Origin of the sequence: Hydrotalea flava (genome assembly GCF_001623405.1) — a bacterium.
Lineage (GTDB): Bacteria > Bacteroidota > Bacteroidia > Chitinophagales > Chitinophagaceae > Hydrotalea > Hydrotalea flava.
In genome coordinates, this window is record NZ_LUHG01000045.1 from 49,389 (window position 1) to 66,777 (window position 17,389).

At 39.0% G+C, this 17,389-nt stretch carries 15 protein-coding genes; 6 read left to right on the top strand and 9 right to left on the bottom strand.

The genetic code is table 11. The features are described 5' to 3' along the window. Nucleotides 1-39: 39 nt before the first annotated feature. Nucleotides 40-3,423, bottom strand: a complete 3,384-nt coding sequence (locus A0F92_RS04655; protein WP_068242190.1) for a methylmalonyl-CoA mutase family protein — start codon at nucleotides 3,421-3,423, stop codon at nucleotides 40-42. A gap of 108 nt (nucleotides 3,424-3,531) precedes the next feature. Between A0F92_RS04655 and A0F92_RS04660 the strand changes: the two genes are divergently transcribed. Both A0F92_RS04660 and galK read left to right on the top strand, forming a co-directional pair. Next, nucleotides 3,532-4,476, top strand: a complete 945-nt coding sequence (locus A0F92_RS04660) for an aldose 1-epimerase (protein ID WP_167516816.1) — start codon at nucleotides 3,532-3,534, stop codon at nucleotides 4,474-4,476. Then, on the top strand, nucleotides 4,476-5,654 hold the full coding sequence (gene galK, locus A0F92_RS04665; protein WP_068242192.1) for a galactokinase: 1,179 nt from the start codon (nucleotides 4,476-4,478) through the stop codon (nucleotides 5,652-5,654). Before A0F92_RS04660 ends, galK begins: the two co-directional genes overlap by 1 nt. Here galK and A0F92_RS04670 read toward each other — a convergent pair. Continuing rightward, nucleotides 5,626-6,012: a RidA family protein gene (locus A0F92_RS04670; protein ID WP_317038887.1), complete on the bottom strand. Its 387-nt coding sequence runs from the start codon at nucleotides 6,010-6,012 to the stop codon at nucleotides 5,626-5,628. The two genes, galK and A0F92_RS04670, sit on opposite strands and share 29 nt — an antisense overlap. Before the next feature lie 77 nt (nucleotides 6,013-6,089). On the opposite strand from A0F92_RS04670, the gene A0F92_RS04675 reads away from it, so the two are divergent. The 4 genes from A0F92_RS04675 to A0F92_RS04690 all read left to right on the top strand — a co-directional run bounded on the left by A0F92_RS04675 (nucleotide 6,090) and on the right by A0F92_RS04690 (nucleotide 8,715). Further along, on the top strand, nucleotides 6,090-6,707 hold the full coding sequence (locus tag A0F92_RS04675) for a 3-hydroxyacyl-CoA dehydrogenase family protein (RefSeq protein ID WP_068242196.1): 618 nt from the start codon (nucleotides 6,090-6,092) through the stop codon (nucleotides 6,705-6,707). Nucleotides 6,708-6,718: 11 nt separating this feature from the next. Further along, complete coding sequence (tsaB, locus tag A0F92_RS04680; RefSeq protein ID WP_068242199.1) at nucleotides 6,719-7,420, top strand: tRNA (adenosine(37)-N6)-threonylcarbamoyltransferase complex dimerization subunit type 1 TsaB; 702 nt, start codon at nucleotides 6,719-6,721, stop codon at nucleotides 7,418-7,420. Nucleotides 7,421-7,501: 81 nt separating this feature from the next. Further along, nucleotides 7,502-7,837 (top strand): ArsR/SmtB family transcription factor, encoded by a 336-nt coding sequence (locus A0F92_RS04685; RefSeq protein WP_068242201.1) that lies wholly within the window; start codon nucleotides 7,502-7,504, stop codon nucleotides 7,835-7,837. Between the two features lie 185 nt (nucleotides 7,838-8,022). After that, nucleotides 8,023-8,715, top strand: a complete 693-nt coding sequence (locus A0F92_RS04690; RefSeq protein ID WP_068242203.1) for a rhodanese-like domain-containing protein — start codon at nucleotides 8,023-8,025, stop codon at nucleotides 8,713-8,715. 16 nt (nucleotides 8,716-8,731) lie between these two features. On the opposite strand, the gene A0F92_RS04695 is transcribed toward A0F92_RS04690, so the two are convergent. From A0F92_RS04695 to kbl, 7 genes are read right to left on the bottom strand one after another with little or no spacing between them, the layout of a single operon-like run. Further along, nucleotides 8,732-9,634, bottom strand: coding sequence for a lysophospholipid acyltransferase family protein (locus A0F92_RS04695; protein WP_317038888.1), 903 nt, complete (start codon nucleotides 9,632-9,634; stop codon nucleotides 8,732-8,734). A gap of 42 nt (nucleotides 9,635-9,676) precedes the next feature. Beyond that, complete coding sequence (gene nadB, locus A0F92_RS04700; RefSeq protein WP_068242401.1) at nucleotides 9,677-11,272, bottom strand: L-aspartate oxidase; 1,596 nt, start codon at nucleotides 11,270-11,272, stop codon at nucleotides 9,677-9,679. A 51-nt stretch (nucleotides 11,273-11,323) separates the two neighbouring features. Further along, nucleotides 11,324-13,336, bottom strand: a complete 2,013-nt coding sequence (gene ispG, locus A0F92_RS04705; RefSeq protein ID WP_068242206.1) for a (E)-4-hydroxy-3-methylbut-2-enyl-diphosphate synthase — start codon at nucleotides 13,334-13,336, stop codon at nucleotides 11,324-11,326. Between the two features lie 53 nt (nucleotides 13,337-13,389). Continuing rightward, nucleotides 13,390-13,995: a tetratricopeptide repeat protein gene (locus A0F92_RS04710; protein ID WP_068242208.1), complete on the bottom strand. Its 606-nt coding sequence runs from the start codon at nucleotides 13,993-13,995 to the stop codon at nucleotides 13,390-13,392. Then, nucleotides 13,996-15,042, bottom strand: coding sequence for a VWA domain-containing protein (locus tag A0F92_RS04715; protein ID WP_068242210.1), 1,047 nt, complete (start codon nucleotides 15,040-15,042; stop codon nucleotides 13,996-13,998). A 59-nt stretch (nucleotides 15,043-15,101) separates the two neighbouring features. After that, the gene (locus tag A0F92_RS04720; RefSeq protein ID WP_167516817.1) at nucleotides 15,102-15,974 is read right to left on the bottom strand and encodes a class D beta-lactamase; all 873 of its coding nucleotides are present in this window, start codon (nucleotides 15,972-15,974) and stop codon (nucleotides 15,102-15,104) included. A 5-nt stretch (nucleotides 15,975-15,979) separates the two neighbouring features. Continuing rightward, nucleotides 15,980-17,167, bottom strand: coding sequence for a glycine C-acetyltransferase (gene kbl / locus A0F92_RS04725; RefSeq protein ID WP_068242212.1), 1,188 nt, complete (start codon nucleotides 17,165-17,167; stop codon nucleotides 15,980-15,982). Nucleotides 17,168-17,389 lie beyond the last annotated feature (222 nt).

The following is a 17,389-nucleotide window of genomic DNA, read 5'->3' on the forward strand; positions in this document are numbered from 1 at the left end:
AATTTTTTTGTTTTGTTGAACGATTAAAATCAGTACAAATTACATATTTCTTCTGTATTGGCCACCCGCCTGATACAGTGCATGTGTTATCTGGCCTAAACTACAGTAAGGAACTACTTCCATAATGGCCGTAAACAAATTTCCATTTTGTTTGGCAGTTTGCTGCAAATAAGCCAGTTTTTCATTGGCTACCCCGGCATTTCTCTGGTGAAAAGCCTGCAAATTTTGAATTTGTTGTTCCTTCTCTTCTGTTGTTGAACGAATCACTTCACCGGGAATTACAGTTGGACTGCCTTTTTTATTCAGAAATGTATTTACGCCTATAATGGGTAAGTTTCCATTGTGTTTTAAGGTTTCATAATGCAAACTTTCTTCCTGAATTTTATTGCGCTGGTACATTCTTTCCATTGCACCCAAAACGCCACCCCGTTCATTAATTCGGTCAAATTCTGCCAATACGGCTTCTTCCACTATATTGGTTAATGTTTCTATTGCAAAACTACCTTGTATAAAATTTTCAATTTGCGCTGTTCCCAATTCTCGGTTAATAATGAGTTGAATAGCCATGGCTCTGCGTACACTTTCTTCTGTAGGTGTAGTAATGGCTTCATCATAGGCGTTGGTATGCAGCGAATTACAATTGTCGTAAATAGCATACAATGCCTGTAAGGTGGTTCTGATATCATTAAAATCAATTTCCTGTGCGTGTAAACTTCTTCCCGATGTTTGAATATGGTATTTCAGTTTTTGGGAACGTTCGTTGGCATTGTATTTAAATTTCATGGCTTTGGCCCAAATTCTGCGGGCTACCCTGCCAATAACACTGTATTCGGGGTCCATTCCATTGCTGAAAAAGAATGACAGATTGGGAGCAAAATCATCAATATGCATGCCTCTGCTTAAATAGTATTCTACATAGGTAAATCCATTGGCAAGGGTAAATGCCAATTGAGTAATGGGATTGGCGCCGGCTTCTGCAATATGATAACCACTAATGCTTACACTGTAAAAATTACGTACCTTATTTTCAATAAAATATTCCTGCACATCGCCCATTAGTTTTAGTGCAAATTCAGTTGAAAAGATGCAGGTGTTTTGTGCCTGATCTTCTTTCAAAATATCTGCTTGTACTGTACCCCTTACCTGTGCCAATGCATTGGCTTTTATGGATGCATAAATTTCAGGTGGTAATACTTCACTACCCTGTAAACCAAGTAACCGCAGGCCAAGTCCATTATGTCCTTCGGGTAAACGTTCCGGTGCCATGGGATTATAGTAAACAGGGCGCTGCAATTTGTTATATTTTTTTGTGGCATATGCTTCTACTTTAGGCCATAAACCGTGTTGTTCAATATATTTTTCGCATTGCTGATCAATCGCAGCACACATAAAAAAAGCCAGTAAAATGGGTGCAGGACCATTAATCGTCATGCTTACAGAAGTTTTTGGATCACATAAATCAAAACCACTGTATAATTTTTTAGCATCATCAACAGTGGCAATACTAACTCCGCTATTGCCAATTTTACCATATATATCCGGCCTTAAGGCAGGGTCTTCGCCGTATAAGGTAACACTATCAAATGCGGTTGATAAACGGATAGCGGGTTGCCCTAACGATACATAATGAAATCTTTTATTGGTTCGTTCCGGTCCGCCTTCACCGGCAAACATTCTGGTTGGGTCTTCCCCTGTTCTTTTCAATTCAAATACACCTGCAGTATAAGGAAATCGCCCCGGCAAATTTTCTTGTAATTGCCAGTGCAACACATCACCCCAGTCTTTGTATTGTGGCAATATAATTTTAGGTATTGCAGTTCCGCTTAATGAGGTAACGGTTAGGGGCTGCTGTATTTCTTTTCCCCGAACTTCATAACTTAAAAATTCTGACTGGTATTGTTTTTTGATTGAAGGCCATTCATCAATGCGTTGTTTACAGTCAGGGTCTAATTGTTGTAAAGTTTGGGTTACAGCATTTTGCAGGTCTGTATTTTCTTTCAACCATTTGTTTTCTAAAACACCCTGTAGCTGATATAGTTTTGATGCAATATTGGATTGTTGTATGACCCATGCATCATATTCTCTGATGCGTTCAACAATTTCTGACAGGTAGCGTATTTTTTTGGGTGGAATAATAGAGGGTTTATTGCTATGCAAATGCAGTTCTGTAGCCGGTAGATGTTCAATGGGCCAATGTATATTTAATTTTTCTGCTGTTTTTTGCATCAGTAAATTAAAAAGTGTGTTCATGCCCGGATCGTTAAACTGCGCAGCAATGGTGCCCACAATGGGTAATTCAGCTACACTTGCCTGAAACAATTGGTGGTTGCGTTTGTATTGTTTTTGTACATCGTGCAGCGCATCTAATGCGCCTGCTTTATCAAATTTGTTGATACAGATCAGATCCGCAAAGTCCAGCATGTTTATTTTCTCTAATTGAGAGGCTGCTCCATATTCGGGCGTCATTACATATAAACTGACATCACTGCAATGTAAAATAGAAGCATCACTTTGGCCAACACCTGCGCTTTCCACAATAATACAATCAAAGCCGGCAGCTTTGCAAATGTTAATGGCATCCTGTGCATGCGCACTGATGGCTGCATTGTCTTCTCTGGTTGCTAAACTGCGCATATAGGTTCTTGCTCCAGCTATGGCATTCATTCTGATACGATCGCCCAATAATGCACCACCGGTTTTTTTCTTGGATGGATCAATACTGATTACTGCGATGGTTTTTTGTGGATATTGAAGCAGGTAACGCCTAACCAGCTCATCGGTTACCGAACTTTTGCCTGCACCGCCTGTGCCTGTTATTCCGATAACGGGAATAATGGCAGGAGCAGTATTGGTTTGTTGTAAATAATCTGTAATTGCTGTGTATGGTTGCTTGTTTTCTGCCATTGTTATGGCTCGTGCTATGGCTATAACATCTTTTTGCTCTCCCAGTGCAAAATGGTGCGGTTTCTTATCAATTTGTTTTAATTGGGGAGATATAACGGTACTGCACTGTTGCAGCACATCTTCAATCATGCCATCCAAACCCATGTGCCTGCCATCATCAGGTGAGTATATTCTGGTGATTCCATATTGATGTAAAATTTCAATTTCCTCCGGCAATATGGTACCGCCGCCACCGCCGAATATCTTAATATGTCCGCAACCATTTTCATCCAATAGATCTTTCATGTATTTAAAAAACTCTACATGCCCACCCTGGTAGGATGTGATGGCGATTCCCTGAACATCTTCCTCAATAGCCGCTTCTACAATTTCCTGAACACTGCGGTTGTGGCCGAGGTGAATAATTTCGGCCCCTTTACTTTGTAAAATGCGTCGCATAATATTAATCGCTGCATCGTGTCCGTCAAATAAACTGGCAGCAGTAATCAATCTAATCTTTGAATGGTTCTTTTGTTCCATAGCTCATGCACTCTAATGACCAACAAAATTAGGGTATTGATGTTAACGGTTGTTAGTTTTTGTGGATACACAGATTTTATTTTTACATTGTGCCTCAAAAATTAAGGTATGCGATTCAGCAGCTCAGTCATTACAAAAACGCCATTTGAAGTAATACAGTTAAAAGATGAATTAAATGAAACGGTGGTTGAAATTTATAGCATGGGTGCATTAATGAATGGATTCTATGTATTTGCAAACGGGCATTTACACAATGTGATAGATGGATTTGCTACACCCGAAGCTGCTTTAAAAGAAATAACCTATGGCTTTAAGAGCGCAAAACTGGCGCCCTTTGTATGCCGAATGGCAAACGGACAATTTACAATAGATGGTCATCCATATACCATCGGGAAATTTTATTTAGGCGATCATGCCATTCATGGTTTAGTGTACGATGCTTTATTTGATGTGATGAACATACATGCCGATGAACATGCCTGCTCCGTTGGGCTGCGCTACCGCTATGCCGGTTCCGACAAAGGTTATCCCTTCCCATTTGAATTATTGGTGAATTGGAAATTAGAAACCAACAATAAAGTTACCGTAACAACCACTGTACTGCATCACCATGCATCTGCTATTCCTTATAGTGATGGCTGGCATCCTTATTTTACTTTGGGTACCAGTGTAGATGATTGTACACTTCAATTTACCGGTAACCGGCAGGTTGAATTTGATGAACGCTTGTTGCCTACCGGCGTAACCATTGATGACCATCGGTTTGTTAAGGGAACGAATTTGAAAGGCATTGATTTAGACAATTGCTTTCTCCTCAATGCATCTGAACCTCCACGTTGCCTGCTCAAAAATAATTTAATGGAACTGTATATTCAACCCGATACAGCATATCCTTATTTGCAGGTATATATTCCACCACATAGAAACAGCATTGCCATTGAAAATTTAAGCAGTGCTCCCGATGCGTTTAATAATGAGATGGGGCTATTGTGGTTAAAACCCAATCAACATCACATTTTTAGTACTTCATATACAGTAAAATCGCTTGCATAATGGATAAAGATCAGGAACGCATTGTCAGCATCTTTAAAAATACATTTAAACATACTCCTGCTTTGTTTTTTTCTCCCGGCAGAATGAATTTAATAGGAGAGCATATTGATTATAATGATGGATTTGTTTTGCCGGCTGCAATTGATAAAGGTATCTGGATAGCTATTTCAAAAAACAATACCCACACCATTCGTTGTATTGCGGCCGATATTCAGGAAGAACTTTTTGTAACTACAGATGCTATTCAAAAGCAGGACGGATGGAAAAATTACATATTGGGTGTATTGCATGTATTGCAACAGGAAAATTTTTCAGTTGAGGGGTTTGATTGTGTGTTTGGCGGTAATTTGCCGCCGGGTGCAGGCCTTTCTTCTTCGGCTGCCATAGAAGCAGGATTGTTATTTGCATTGAATGAATTATGCAACTACCGCCTTTCTACCCTGCAGTTGGCTTTGCTGGCACAAAAAGCAGAACATAGTTATCCGGGTGTGCAATGTGGTATCATGGATATGTTTGCGAATTTGTTTGGAAAAGAAGCCAATGCCATATTATTGGATTGTGTTTCCCTTCAATATAAATGGGTACCTTTTGTTTTGAAAGAACATACTATTGTATTAATTAATTCAAATATACATCATAGTCTTGCTTCCGGCGAATACAACAAGCGAAGAGAGGAGTGTAAAGCGGGTTTAAGTATATTGTCTTCTTTGCATAAAGACTATCATTCTTTCCGAAATATTTTACCTGAAATAGTTGAAGCCAACAAATCTGTTTTACCTGAAGTAATTTTTAAACGTTGTTTATTTGTTACACAGGAAATACAAAGGGTACGGCAGGCAGTAGAAAAATTGGAACAACAAAATTTAAAAGCTTTTGGACAATTATTGTATCAAACCCATGAAGGGTTAAGCCATTTATATGAAGTTAGCTGTGCTGAAACCGATTTTTTAGTTGCGGCTACACGGAATTATCCGGAAGTGATTGGGGCCCGGTTAATGGGTGGCGGATTTGGAGGTTCTGTTCTTTGTATGATGCAGGACGGAGCGGCAGAAGCAATAACCCGGGCAATTTTAGCCGCCTATCAACAGCAATTTAACATCAAAGCAGAGGCCTATTTTGTAAAACCGGCTCCGGGTACGCACCAACAGGTTACAGATGCTGCAATGCAATCATGCTGATTTCAACATGTACATTTTTAGGTAATCCTTTTACAGCAATCGTTTCTCTGGCCGGGTAATCGCCGGAAAAATAGCTGCCATATACTTCATTTACGGCCGCAAACAATGCCATATCGCTTAAAAAAATGGTTGTTTTAACAACATGTTCAAAGCTTATTTTGCTGGCTTCTAAAATGGCTTTTATGTTTTGCATAACCTGATGGGTTTCTGCAACAATATTATCTGTAACCAAATTGCCGGTTTGGGGGTTAATCGCTATTTGTCCGCTTAAATAAATAGTTTCTCCGGCTTTAATGGCCTGGTTATAGGGTCCAATGGGTGCCGGTGCTTTATCTGTTTTGATAATTTGCTTCATCATAAAACTTATTTTACTTTGGCAAGTAACTGTATTTTCTGTTATCAACCAACCTATTTTTGTATTTTAAATAATGGATAATGCATATACTGGTTAAAGCCAATCAGGCGCAACAGGCTGCTTTATTGCAGAAAAAAATACCGGCAGGGGTGCAAGTTTACTGGTTTGAAGAGAACAACCATCCAATAGCAGATGCTTATTTTGATTTTTTATATGAAACAGAAGGCCCTGCATTTCAGTATATTACCGATAAACCTGTTTTTGTAAATGCAGTTATTCCACTATGGAAAACAATGCCTGTAAACTTTATTCGTTTCAATGCCTGGCCTTTTTTTTGGGAGAGGTCTATTATTGAATTGGTCAATCAGGAAAGCTCCGTTCAACAAACAGCAGAAAAAACGATGCAGCAACTTAATTTTTCATTTATCTGGTGTCCGGATGTGCCCGGTATAATTGCTGCCAGAATCATTGCGGCCATTATTAATGAAGCGTATTTTTGTTTGGGAGAAGGCGTTAGTACAAAAGATGAAATTGATACAGCCATGCGTTTGGGCACCAATTATATTTTGGGGCCGTTTGAATGGGCTGAAAAAATAGGTGTAAGCAATATTGTGCGCTTATTAGAGGCAATGCAACAACAATCTTCTCAATACCAGGTTGCCCCACTTTTATTGGAATCAATTCATACAACATATTAAAATATACAGTATTGGCAATTATTTTAAATATTGATACAGCTACAGAAACAGCCTCAGTATGTATGTGTTATAACACTGAAGTCCTTTCTATCGCATACAGTAATGAACAAAAAAACCACGCAGCATTTGTACAGCCTGCCATTCAACAAATATTGCAAAAAACAAATACCCATATTGCTGCTATTGATGCAGTAGCCGTAACAGGCGGTCCGGGTAGTTATACAGGCTTACGCGTTGGTTTAGCCACAGCTAAAGGAATTTGTTATGCATTACAAAAACCACTTATTATTGAAAATACACTCAAGGTAATGGCTCAGGCGGCTTTGGCAACCCTATCGCATTACATGCTACAAAACACAAATACCCAGTGGCTGTTATGTCCGATGATAGATGCACGTAGAATGGAAGTATTTACTGCGGTTTATCAACCGGATTTAATGTCGGTATCTGAACCTGCAGCACTTATTTTAGAGGAGCACTGCTATAATGACTTGTTAAAAGACCACCATATATTATTTTTTGGCAGTGGCAGCATAAAATGGAAAAAATTAATACAACACCCCAATGCACAGTTTGCTGAAATTAGTCAAAATGCAGGCCATCTCGGTGTTTTAGCCTATCAGGCATGGCGAAATAAACAATGGGCTAACCTGGCTTATGCCACTCCTTTTTACCTGAAAGAATTTTATCATCCAAAAAAAATTTACAAATAATCCTTTTTTGGTATACACCGTATTTAAAAAGTATTTAACTTTAGCCTCATATTGTAATTTTTTAATCCCCAATCACTAAACATGAGTAGTTCACAAAACACACTAACCTTAAGCAATGGCAGGCCCAGTGCAAAGGTTGACTTGATCCAGTCAAAGAAGGCGGCTCTAATTTTAAGAGCGCTGAACCACAAACTTCGCCAGCAAATGCTGAAGTTGTTGGATGAAAACAAAAAAATGACTGTTACTGAGTTGTATGTAAAATTGCGTTTAGAGCAATCTGTTGCCTCTCAGCATCTGGCCATTTTGCGTCGTGCAGAATTAGTAAACACACAACGCAATGGTAAATTCATTTTTTATGCACCCAACTATGCCCGCATTAACGAGGTGATGAAATTTGTTACCGAATTAGTAGGATAAATTTTTTGATTTATCCCATACCCAATTCCACCGGTTTTCATTAATCGGTGGATTTTTTTGTACTACACTCTTTGCTTACGGAATTTTTTTATTGATTTTCAATACAAGTATCTCAAATTTTCAATAGTGTCAGTTTCATTGTAAACAAGGACTTACCTTTGTACACTTTTAATAATAAGATTTTTATGAACAAAATGCTCGAAAAGCTACTTGCTTTAACTGTAGCAGAAGTAAAACAATGGCTGATTCAAAATGATGAAATTCGTGTGTTCGATATTCGGCCGGCCCAAAGTTTTGAAGCAGGTTTTATTACCGGTGCCATTACAATTTGTTCGGAAGATAATCTCCCCGAATGTTTAACCGCATTACAGTTGCAAAGTAAACCCATTATTTTGGTTACCGATACCGCCACTGAAGAACGCATTCAATTAATGCAGCAAGAAGGTTATCAGCAAATTATTGGATATTTAAAAGATGGCATGCATGCCTGGAATACACTGAATGAGCCCATCGACCTGATGATAGCAGTAGAAGCAGATGAATTGGCTATGGATATAAAATTTGATGAGCAGTTAATTTTAATTGATACACGTTCTGATGAGGAATTTGAAGCGGAACATTTGAAAAATGCTATCAATATTCCTTTCACCGAACTAAAAGATCCGGCCAGTATGGCTAATTTTGAAGATTTTCAAAATATTTATATTTATGGCGAAAATGGTTACAGGGGTATCACCGCTTGTTCACTTATTAAAAAAGAAGGCATCCATAATTTGCGGCACTTGCAGGGTGGTTGGCCCGAAATTAAGGCAATGGGTGCTGTATTTGAATTGATAAAGCCTTCCAAAAAGGCGAATCATGATCCAAAGGAAAATTAAAGCAGAAACGCCATAACTATTTTAGTAAATGTGCATGCTTCTCCTGCTGAAAAGTCCATTTCCAGCGCCGATGGCTCCACAAATAATTAGCCGGCCTTTTTCGCACTTCAGCTTCTATAAAGGCAATCATTGCTTTCGTAATGGCTGCTTCCGGTAAAACTTTGGGGGTAGTAGTAAATACGGTGGCTTCTGATTGATAGTAACCTCTTTTTACCCGGTAAAAATTACAGAAAACAACAGCAGTATCATTATAGCGGGCACTTAGTTCAGGGCCTTTTACAAAAGGGGCAGGTTTCCCAAAAAAATTAAACCAATAAGTATTATCCGGCTTGCCCGGATTTTGATCACCTACCAAAATTAATGCATATTGTTGTTTTGATTCCTGTGCAAATTCTTTCTTGAAATTAGATGCAGATACCAATTTTGTTCCAAACCTGCTACGAATGTGCATGAACAGTCGGTTAAAAATTTTATTTTCAATAGGCTTGTACACCACAATAAAGTTGTATAATAAATGTTGTGCATAGGCTACATTTGCCAGTTCCCAGTTAAAGAAATGACCCAGCAAAATTTGTACATTTTTACCTGTGGCATATAATTCGTTAATAGTATGGTAGTCTGCCTTTACTCTTTTATCCAATTCTTTCCCTGAAATAGAAACTAATTTAATTACTTCGGCAAATGTATCGGTGAATTGCCGGTAAAATTCTTTTGCAATTTTTCTTCGCTCCGCTTCCGATTTTTCAGGGAAGGCTGTCATCAAATTTTCATCCACTACTTTTCTCCGGTAACCAATGACATAATAAATAATTATATAAAAAAAATCACTTATCCAATAAATTGCACGCCATGGTAGCAAGGAGAGTAAATAAAATAATGCGTAAACAATGTAATACATATTTTTTCTGTAATGAATGATGAAAGGGGCGAGATTTTATTGAATTAAAATAGTGAATAATGTTTATAGTACAATGTTTTGCAGTAAAGCACTCTTTTCCGGATGGTCAGTATTGAAATGAAGCCCCCGACTTTCTTTACGAAACATGGCGCCTTTTACAACAAGATATCCAACGGTAATTACATTTCTTAATTCACATAGTTGTGGTGATACTTTGGCGGTTCTATACAATTGTTCCGTTTCCTCATATAACAAGTCCAATCGTTTCATGGCTCTTTGCAAGCGAATATCTGTTCTTACAATACCCACATAATCACTCATCAGTTGTTCCAGCTCTTTTCTGCTTTGGGTAATTAAAATCATTTCTTTAGGATGGGTTGTTCCTAATGCATTCCAGTCGGGAATATTTTCCTGAAATGCTATATGAACAATTTGTTCAACACTGGCTAAATAACTTCTGTGGGCAAATACCATGGCTTCTAATAAACTGTTGCTGGCTAAACGGTTGGCGCCATGCAAACCAGTACTGGCACATTCACCACAAGCAAACAAGTGTTGAATGGATGACTCGCCCCATTCATTGGTTTTAATACCTCCACAACTGTAATGTGCGGCCGGAGCAACGGGTATCATTTGACGTGATATATCAATACCAATACTCAGGCATTTTTCATAGATGTTTGGAAAGTGATGTTTAAATTTCCCCATATCCATGTGGCGGCAATCTAAATAAACATGCTCTGTACCGTCCTTTTTCATTTCATTATCAATAGCTCGGGCTACTATATCTCTCGGTGCCAGATCTTTTCGTTCATCATATCTTTCCATAAACGCTTCACCCTGCTTATTTCTTAAAATACCCCCATCACCCCGCACGGCTTCTGTAATTAAAAAGGAAGGAGAAATGCCGGGCTGATATAATGCAGTTGGATGAAACTGAATAAATTCCATATTTTCAATGCGGCCTTTGGCACGGTATACCATTGCCACTCCGTCACCGGTTGCAATGGTAGGGTTGGTGGTAGTTCTGTAAACCTGTCCGCAGCCACCGGTAGCCAGTACGGTAATTTTTGCCAGCACTTTTTCTATTTCATTGGTTAATGTATTTAGAACATATACGCCATAGCATTGAATATCCTGTGTTGATTTGGTAACTAAATAACCCAAATGGTGTTGTGTAATCAAATCTACCACAAACCAATGGTGTATTAATTGTATGTTTTTTGTGGCCTGCACCTCATTTAACAAAGTTCTTTCTAATTCCTGACCTGTAACATCTTTATGGTGTAAAATTCTGTAAGCACTATGTCCACCTTCTCTTCCCAATGCATATTGGCCGGAAGCATCTTTATCGAACTCTGCACCATATCCAATCAATTCTTGAATTCGGTTCGGGCCTTCCTTTACAACTATTTCTACAATTGCTTTATTGCATAGTCCATCTCCGGCAACCAAAGTATCTTCAATATGTTTTTCATAACTGTCGGTAGTATCATCCCAAACACCAGCAACGCCGCCCTGCGCATATTTGGTATTGGTTTCTTCTGCATTTGTTTTAGTAATAACGGTAATGGTTTTATCTGGAAAATGCTTAGCTACCTTCAACGCATAACTTAATCCGGCTATGCCGGAACCTATCACTAAGAAATCAGTACGCATATGGTTCATGTAATTATCAATAAAGGTATTAATACTAAAAATTATTCAATTTTAATGAACCGGTTCAATCCATACGTTGCTTTCTTTCAGCAAGTCAATGAGTTCATTTAAAGCAATGCCACTGTCTATATTTCTTTTTACAATTTCTTTACCTCTGTATAAAGTAATTTTTCCCGGGCCACTTCCAACATAGCCAAAATCGGCATCGGCCATTTCGCCCGGCCCATTTACAATACAACCCATGATGGCTATTTTAACGCCTTTTAAATGGTGCGTTTTTGCCCTTATTTTAGCAGTGGTTTCCTGCAAATCAAACAAGGTTCTGCCGCAACTGGGGCAGGAGATGTATTCTGTTTTAGAAATACGGCAGCGGGTAGCCTGTAAAATGCCAAAAGCGGTATTGTTTAAAAATGCTTCTACTGTGCTGTTTTCCAAATAATTTCTACCGCTGGCTGCGGTGCTTTTTTGCGCCAGATTATTGTAGATTGCTGCATCAATTTCTAAAAACAAGCCATCGCCCATGCCATCTAATAACATGGATCCGGCAACGGTTGCAAAATGTACCAGATGTTCATCAACGGTATGCCATTTGCTTGTGATATGGAAAATTACCGGATTTTGAATATTTCTATTCATCAACTCTATTGCCATTTTTCTCATAGCCGGCATAGTATGGGTGTTTTTTGTTGTTAAACAAATCACCACGGTAGGATCATTGGCCAATTCTGTTAAATATGTATAATCATTCAGCGTGGTATCATCACTAAAGCAATCTAATAAAACAAAATTAATAGCCGCATCTTTTTGAATGGTTTGTATATAACCAGAGCCGCTGAATATAGGATGATATTTACTTTTATCAGCAGCTAATGCCCAGCTGGCCGGATAACAAATTACCTGTAAGGTTCCCGGTAATTCAAATGATAGTAATTGATGGCCGGTGAAAATATAATCTGCTGCTGCATCTCCAATATTCCATTTATCTGTTGTTGCATCATAAGTATAACCAATACTACGCAAATGCTGTGGCGTTATGTTATCTATCTTGCTGAAATCGGCTACAACAACCGGCACTTGTGTGCCACCTGTATTCTGTACCATGAAAGAATCCCTTCTTTTATATTGAAATGGATTATAGGGTATGTTGTTTACAGCAGGAATTTTATTTTGATTGCTTGAGCTTTGTCTATAGCGTTTTACCAAATCTTTACAAACAGGTATTTCAAATTCAGGATCTTCAGTTAAAGAAACCCTAATGGTATCGCCAATGCCGTCTTCTAATAATGTACCAATGCCTGCAGCACTTTTCATACGTCCGTCTTCACCATCGCCGGCTTCGGTAACCCCGAGGTGTAAAGGATAACATTCGTTAAATTCTGCCATCATTTGTTGTACCAACAGGCGGTATGCTTGTACCATTACCTGTGGGTTGCTCGATTTCATACTAAGTACGATGTTATGATAATCTAAGCTTCTGGCAATTCTTAAAAATTCCATGGCACTTTCCACCATGCCATTGGGTGTATCGCCATAGCGGCTCATAATTCTGTCGCTCAATGAACCATGATTGGTGCCAATACGCATGGCAGTGCCATATTCCTTACAAATATTTACCAATGGGGTAAATCGTTCGCGGATGCGTTCTATTTCTTCGGCATATTCCGCATTGGTATATTCAATTTGTTCAAACTTCTTTTTATCAACATAATTACCGGGATTGATGCGTACTTTTTCTACTATTCTGGCTGCTATTTCTGCTGCATTGGGCGTAAAATGAATATCAGCCACCAACGGTGTGTTATATCCTCTTTTACGTAATTCATTTTTGATGTTCAGCAAATTCTCGGCTTCATTTTTTGAAGGAGCTGTAATACGGATTAATTCTGCACCGGCTTCAATACAACGAATGGCTTGCTCAACTGTGGCAATTGTATCCATGGTATTGGTAGTGGTCATGGTTTGTATGCGAATAGGGTGCCCGTTACCCAACAGCAGGTTGCCAATTTTTACTTCTCGTGTTTTTAAACGACAGTATTCTGTTAGGTTGTTACAATAAAGTTGCATAACTAATATTTTGAAGCGATTGTAATAAAAACAATTATTTGCGCTAAAAGTTGCTACCAGTCTTTTTCAGTATTAACCGGTTTTATTTTTTGTTTTTCGTATTGTTGTAATTCTTTTTCCTGCTGGCGTAACTGGTTCAGCAAATTATCGGCCTGTTGTTTGCTTAAAGGGTTTTTAGGCTGTTTTTGCTGATTGTTTTGCTGCTGTTCATTCTTTTTTTGTTCATTCAGCGCCTTTTGCAAATTGTTTCGGGCCGAGTCGCTATTAGGGTTTAACAATAAACTTTCTTTAAATGCATTAATAGCATCATTCAGCTGTTGTTGCTTGATAGCTGCCACCCCTGAATTATAATAGGCCTTTGCTTTTAATGAAACATTGTTGCTCGCCAATGCAACTTGCTGAAATTGTTTTGCGGCTGCTTCATAATTTTTTTGTTGCTGTAAAGCGTTGGCTTTGTTAAATAAAGCAATGCTGTTATTGGGATTGGTTGCTAATACTTTATCATACACTGCCTGTGCTTCCGCATAATTGCCCAACTGATACAATTGATTGGCTTTATATAACAAAGCGTATTCCGTTTTATTTTGTGCTGTTGTCTGAAAAAAAAGGAGTAAGCAGGTAAATATGATATAAATTATTTTCATTTTTTGTTTAGGCATTTACCAATTGTTTTGCCATTTTGTTTGTTTCTGTTTCTTTTGTCCGTACAATATAACTTTGTTACGCTTCTTTTCTGCAATAAATATTTCCAGCAAAAGTAATATAAGTGCTACTGACAAAAATAAAGGGTAGTACAAAATATATTGCATATACCCACCATTGTTGTTCAACGGCTTGGTTTGCATATTGTTTAATTGCATGGCTATTGCATTGGCCACACTGCCGGTATTGTCTAAAAAATAATATTTACCTTCTGTTTGGTTGGCCAGTTCCTGCAATAAAGTGGCATCTAATTTTGAAATAACTGTTTTGCCATTGGCATCTTTTTTATAAGCCCCATTTTCCATAATCGGTGCACCTCCTTCCGTTCCCACGCCAACGGTATATAAAACGGTGCCATGCTCTGCCAATGTTGCGGCAGCAGCTTTTGCACCTGCATCTAAATCTTCCCCATCGGTAACCAATACAACAGCTTTATATTTTTTTTCTTTATCATCTAGCGAGGCATCGGCTAATCGAAGTGCCGCACCAATATTGGTTCCCTGAACCGGTGCCAAATCGGGCGATGCATAATCAATAAACAATTTGGTGGCTACTGCATCGGGTGTAAGTGGCATTTGCAAATAGGCTTCTCCGGCAAAAACAACCAAACCAATGCGGTTGTGTTGAATTTCGGGAGTAAGCTGATTTAAAAATGATTTGGCCTTTTCTAAACGGCTGGGGGGTACATCCTGGCTCAGCATACTTTTACTTACATCCAATACCAGCATCACATCTATACCATTGCCCTTACCACCTTTTTCTGATGTGGGTTTGCGCAGGTTGGCCCAGGAAAATATTAAACAGCCAATGGCTATAAATACCAGTACAATTTTCAGTCCGTACCTTTTGGGCATATAATTATTGGTGAGTTGTTGCACCAATGTTGCATTGCCCAACATTTTTCTTATATGGCGCTTATGCCTTATGGCAGCAATATATGCTACCGCTAACGGAACAAGCACCAATAGTGCCCATAAATAATTTTGATTGCCAAATTGTACCATGTGCTGCAAGCTACAGGTTCCTGTTAAAAAGGAAAAACTAAATTATTGGTTCACCAACACTATTTCTTCCCTTTAAAAAATCCCAATTGGGTTAATATATCATGTACTATTTGCGGGCCGGTGTTTTGTATGGGTGTATTTGAACTTCCCTCTATATTCAACACAAAAAAATAAGGATGCTTATTTTCTTCCACCCAGCCCAATACCCAGCCAATGCTTTTTTGGTTTAGCATAGTGCCTTCGCCATCAATGTAAGATAACTGATAATTGGCATTGCTTCCTTTCAGCATCAACTTTTTGATGAGAATTTGCCAAGTTTTATCAAAGGGCAATTGGCCAAAGTAAAGGCGTTTTACCAGGCCTAATTGTTCATCTGCGGTAATGGTAAGGGTATTGTTCATCCAAAAACTGTCAATACTGCTGCCTATTTGATGATTGCCATATTGCAGGCTATCTAACCAATACTGCATTTTTTCTTTCCCGGTTCTTCTCGCTATTTCCTGAAAATAGGGGGTGGCAGCTGCCTGAAAGGCTTCATCAAAACGCAGGGTTTTATTCCAGGCCGCAGCTGTATCTCCGTTAACAGAATGGTGTACTTTACCTTCCCACGGAATCGTCATTCTTTCATTGGCAATAGTGCCAATTTGTAAACCCACCAATGCATTTACGATGTTGAATGTTGCGGTAGGCTGATAGGCAGAATCTTTATAACGTTTTAAATGATATATGGTAAAGCTGCCCCTTCCATTGTCTAATAATGCAAAGCTGCCCTGAACACCATGCTGTGTAAAATAAGTTCCCAGCGAAGTATCTTCCTCAATATTATTAGAGCTACAGGCCGATAAAAATAGTACCGGTAATAGCACTGTTGCAACTATTTTCAACCGCTGTAACCCATCTGTTTTTTTAAAAAATCTAAGAAAACTTTGCATAAATATTATTTTAACACATTCAATTTTTTGCCTACTTTTAAAAATGCCTGAATGGCATGATCTAAATGATGTTGTTCATGTGCAGCACTCAATTGCACCCTTATTCTGGCCTGCCCTTTGGGAACAACCGGGAAAAAGAAGCCAATTACATATACGCCTTCCTGTAACAATTGTGCAGCAAATTCCTGAGCCAGCACAGCATCATACAACATAATGGGTACAATGGGGTGTTCGCCGGGTTTAATGTCAAAACCTGCTTCCGTCATTTTGATTCTGAAATAGCGGGTATTGTATTCCAATTTATCGCGCAGTGCAGTGGTTTCTGTTAACATGTCTAATACTGCAATGCTGGCTCCAACAATGCTGGGGGCCAGTGTATTAGAGAACAGATAGGGGCGCGACCGTTGCCGCAGCATTTCAATAATTTCTTTTCGGCCACTGGTAAAGCCGCCGCTGGCACCGCCTAATGCTTTACCCAAGGTTCCGGTAATAATATCAATTCTGCCCATTACACCTCGGTATTCGTGGGTGCCCCTGCCGGTTTTACCTAAAAATCCGGATGAGTGGCATTCATCAATCATAACAATGGCATTGTATTGGTCGGCCAGATCGCATATTTTATCCAATTGTGCAATGGTGCCATCCATGCTAAAACTGCCATCGGTAACAATTATGCGGCTACGGCAACCGGCCGCATTTTGCAGTTGTACCTCTAAATCGGCCATGTTGTTATGTTCATACCGAAAGCGTTGTGCTTTGCAAAGCCTTACCCCATCAATAATAGAGGCATGGTTCAACGCATCGCTGATAATGGCATCTTCTTCATTAAACAAAGGCTCAAATACGCCACCGTTGGCATCGAAAGCGGCAGCATATAAAATGGTATCTTCTGTTCCCAGAAATCGGGCAATTTTTGTTTCTAATTCTTTGTGAATATCCTGGGTGCCACAAATAAACCGAACACTGCTCATGCCATAACCATGTGTATCAATGGCTTTATGTGCCGCTTCAATTACTTTGGGGTGGGCCGATAAACCCAAATAATTGTTGGCACAAAAATTCAATACTTTATGGCCGTTAACCATAATTTCAGCGCCTTGTTCGCTGGTAATAATGCGTTCTTTTTTCATTAAACCGGCTTCGGCTATGGCAGACAGTTCTTTCTGTATCCGTACAACAAAAGGTTCGTTCATGGTGCATTTTTTAAGGTGACAAAGGTAGGGAAAGCCATTGGCAAGTATCTGTTTTGTATTCCATATCTATATCCCGGCATTCACACTTCAAATAAAATGCGTTGTTGAAAATGAGGCCGGGTATTGGTTGGTTCGCTCAACTTTGCAGAACTGGCCATAAAAAAAGGCAGCTGCTGCTAACCCTTTCAAAAAAACTGTTTCGTGTATAACCGCTGATATTCA

Bases quoted from the DNA above. Each gene is read 5' to 3' on its own strand.
- A0F92_RS04655 (WP_068242190.1), bottom strand. From the start codon at position 3,423: ATGGAACAAAAGAACCATTCAAAGATTAGATTGATTACTGCTGCCAGT.
- A0F92_RS04660 (WP_167516816.1), top strand. From the start codon at position 3,532: ATGCGATTCAGCAGCTCAGTCATTACAAAAACGCCATTTGAAGTAATA.
- galK (WP_068242192.1), top strand. From the start codon at position 4,476: ATGGATAAAGATCAGGAACGCATTGTCAGCATCTTTAAAAATACATTT.
- A0F92_RS04670 (WP_317038887.1), bottom strand. From the start codon at position 6,012: ATGATGAAGCAAATTATCAAAACAGATAAAGCACCGGCACCCATTGGA.
- A0F92_RS04675 (WP_068242196.1), top strand. From the start codon at position 6,090: ATGCATATACTGGTTAAAGCCAATCAGGCGCAACAGGCTGCTTTATTG.
- A0F92_RS04685 (WP_068242201.1), top strand. From the start codon at position 7,502: ATGAGTAGTTCACAAAACACACTAACCTTAAGCAATGGCAGGCCCAGT.
- A0F92_RS04690 (WP_068242203.1), top strand. From the start codon at position 8,023: ATGAACAAAATGCTCGAAAAGCTACTTGCTTTAACTGTAGCAGAAGTA.
- nadB (WP_068242401.1), bottom strand. From the start codon at position 11,272: ATGCGTACTGATTTCTTAGTGATAGGTTCCGGCATAGCCGGATTAAGT.
- ispG (WP_068242206.1), bottom strand. From the start codon at position 13,336: ATGCAACTTTATTGTAACAACCTAACAGAATACTGTCGTTTAAAAACA.
- A0F92_RS04710 (WP_068242208.1), bottom strand. From the start codon at position 13,995: ATGCCTAAACAAAAAATGAAAATAATTTATATCATATTTACCTGCTTA.
- A0F92_RS04715 (WP_068242210.1), bottom strand. From the start codon at position 15,042: ATGGTACAATTTGGCAATCAAAATTATTTATGGGCACTATTGGTGCTT.
- A0F92_RS04720 (WP_167516817.1), bottom strand. From the start codon at position 15,974: ATGCAAAGTTTTCTTAGATTTTTTAAAAAAACAGATGGGTTACAGCGG.
- kbl (WP_068242212.1), bottom strand. From the start codon at position 17,167: ATGAACGAACCTTTTGTTGTACGGATACAGAAAGAACTGTCTGCCATA.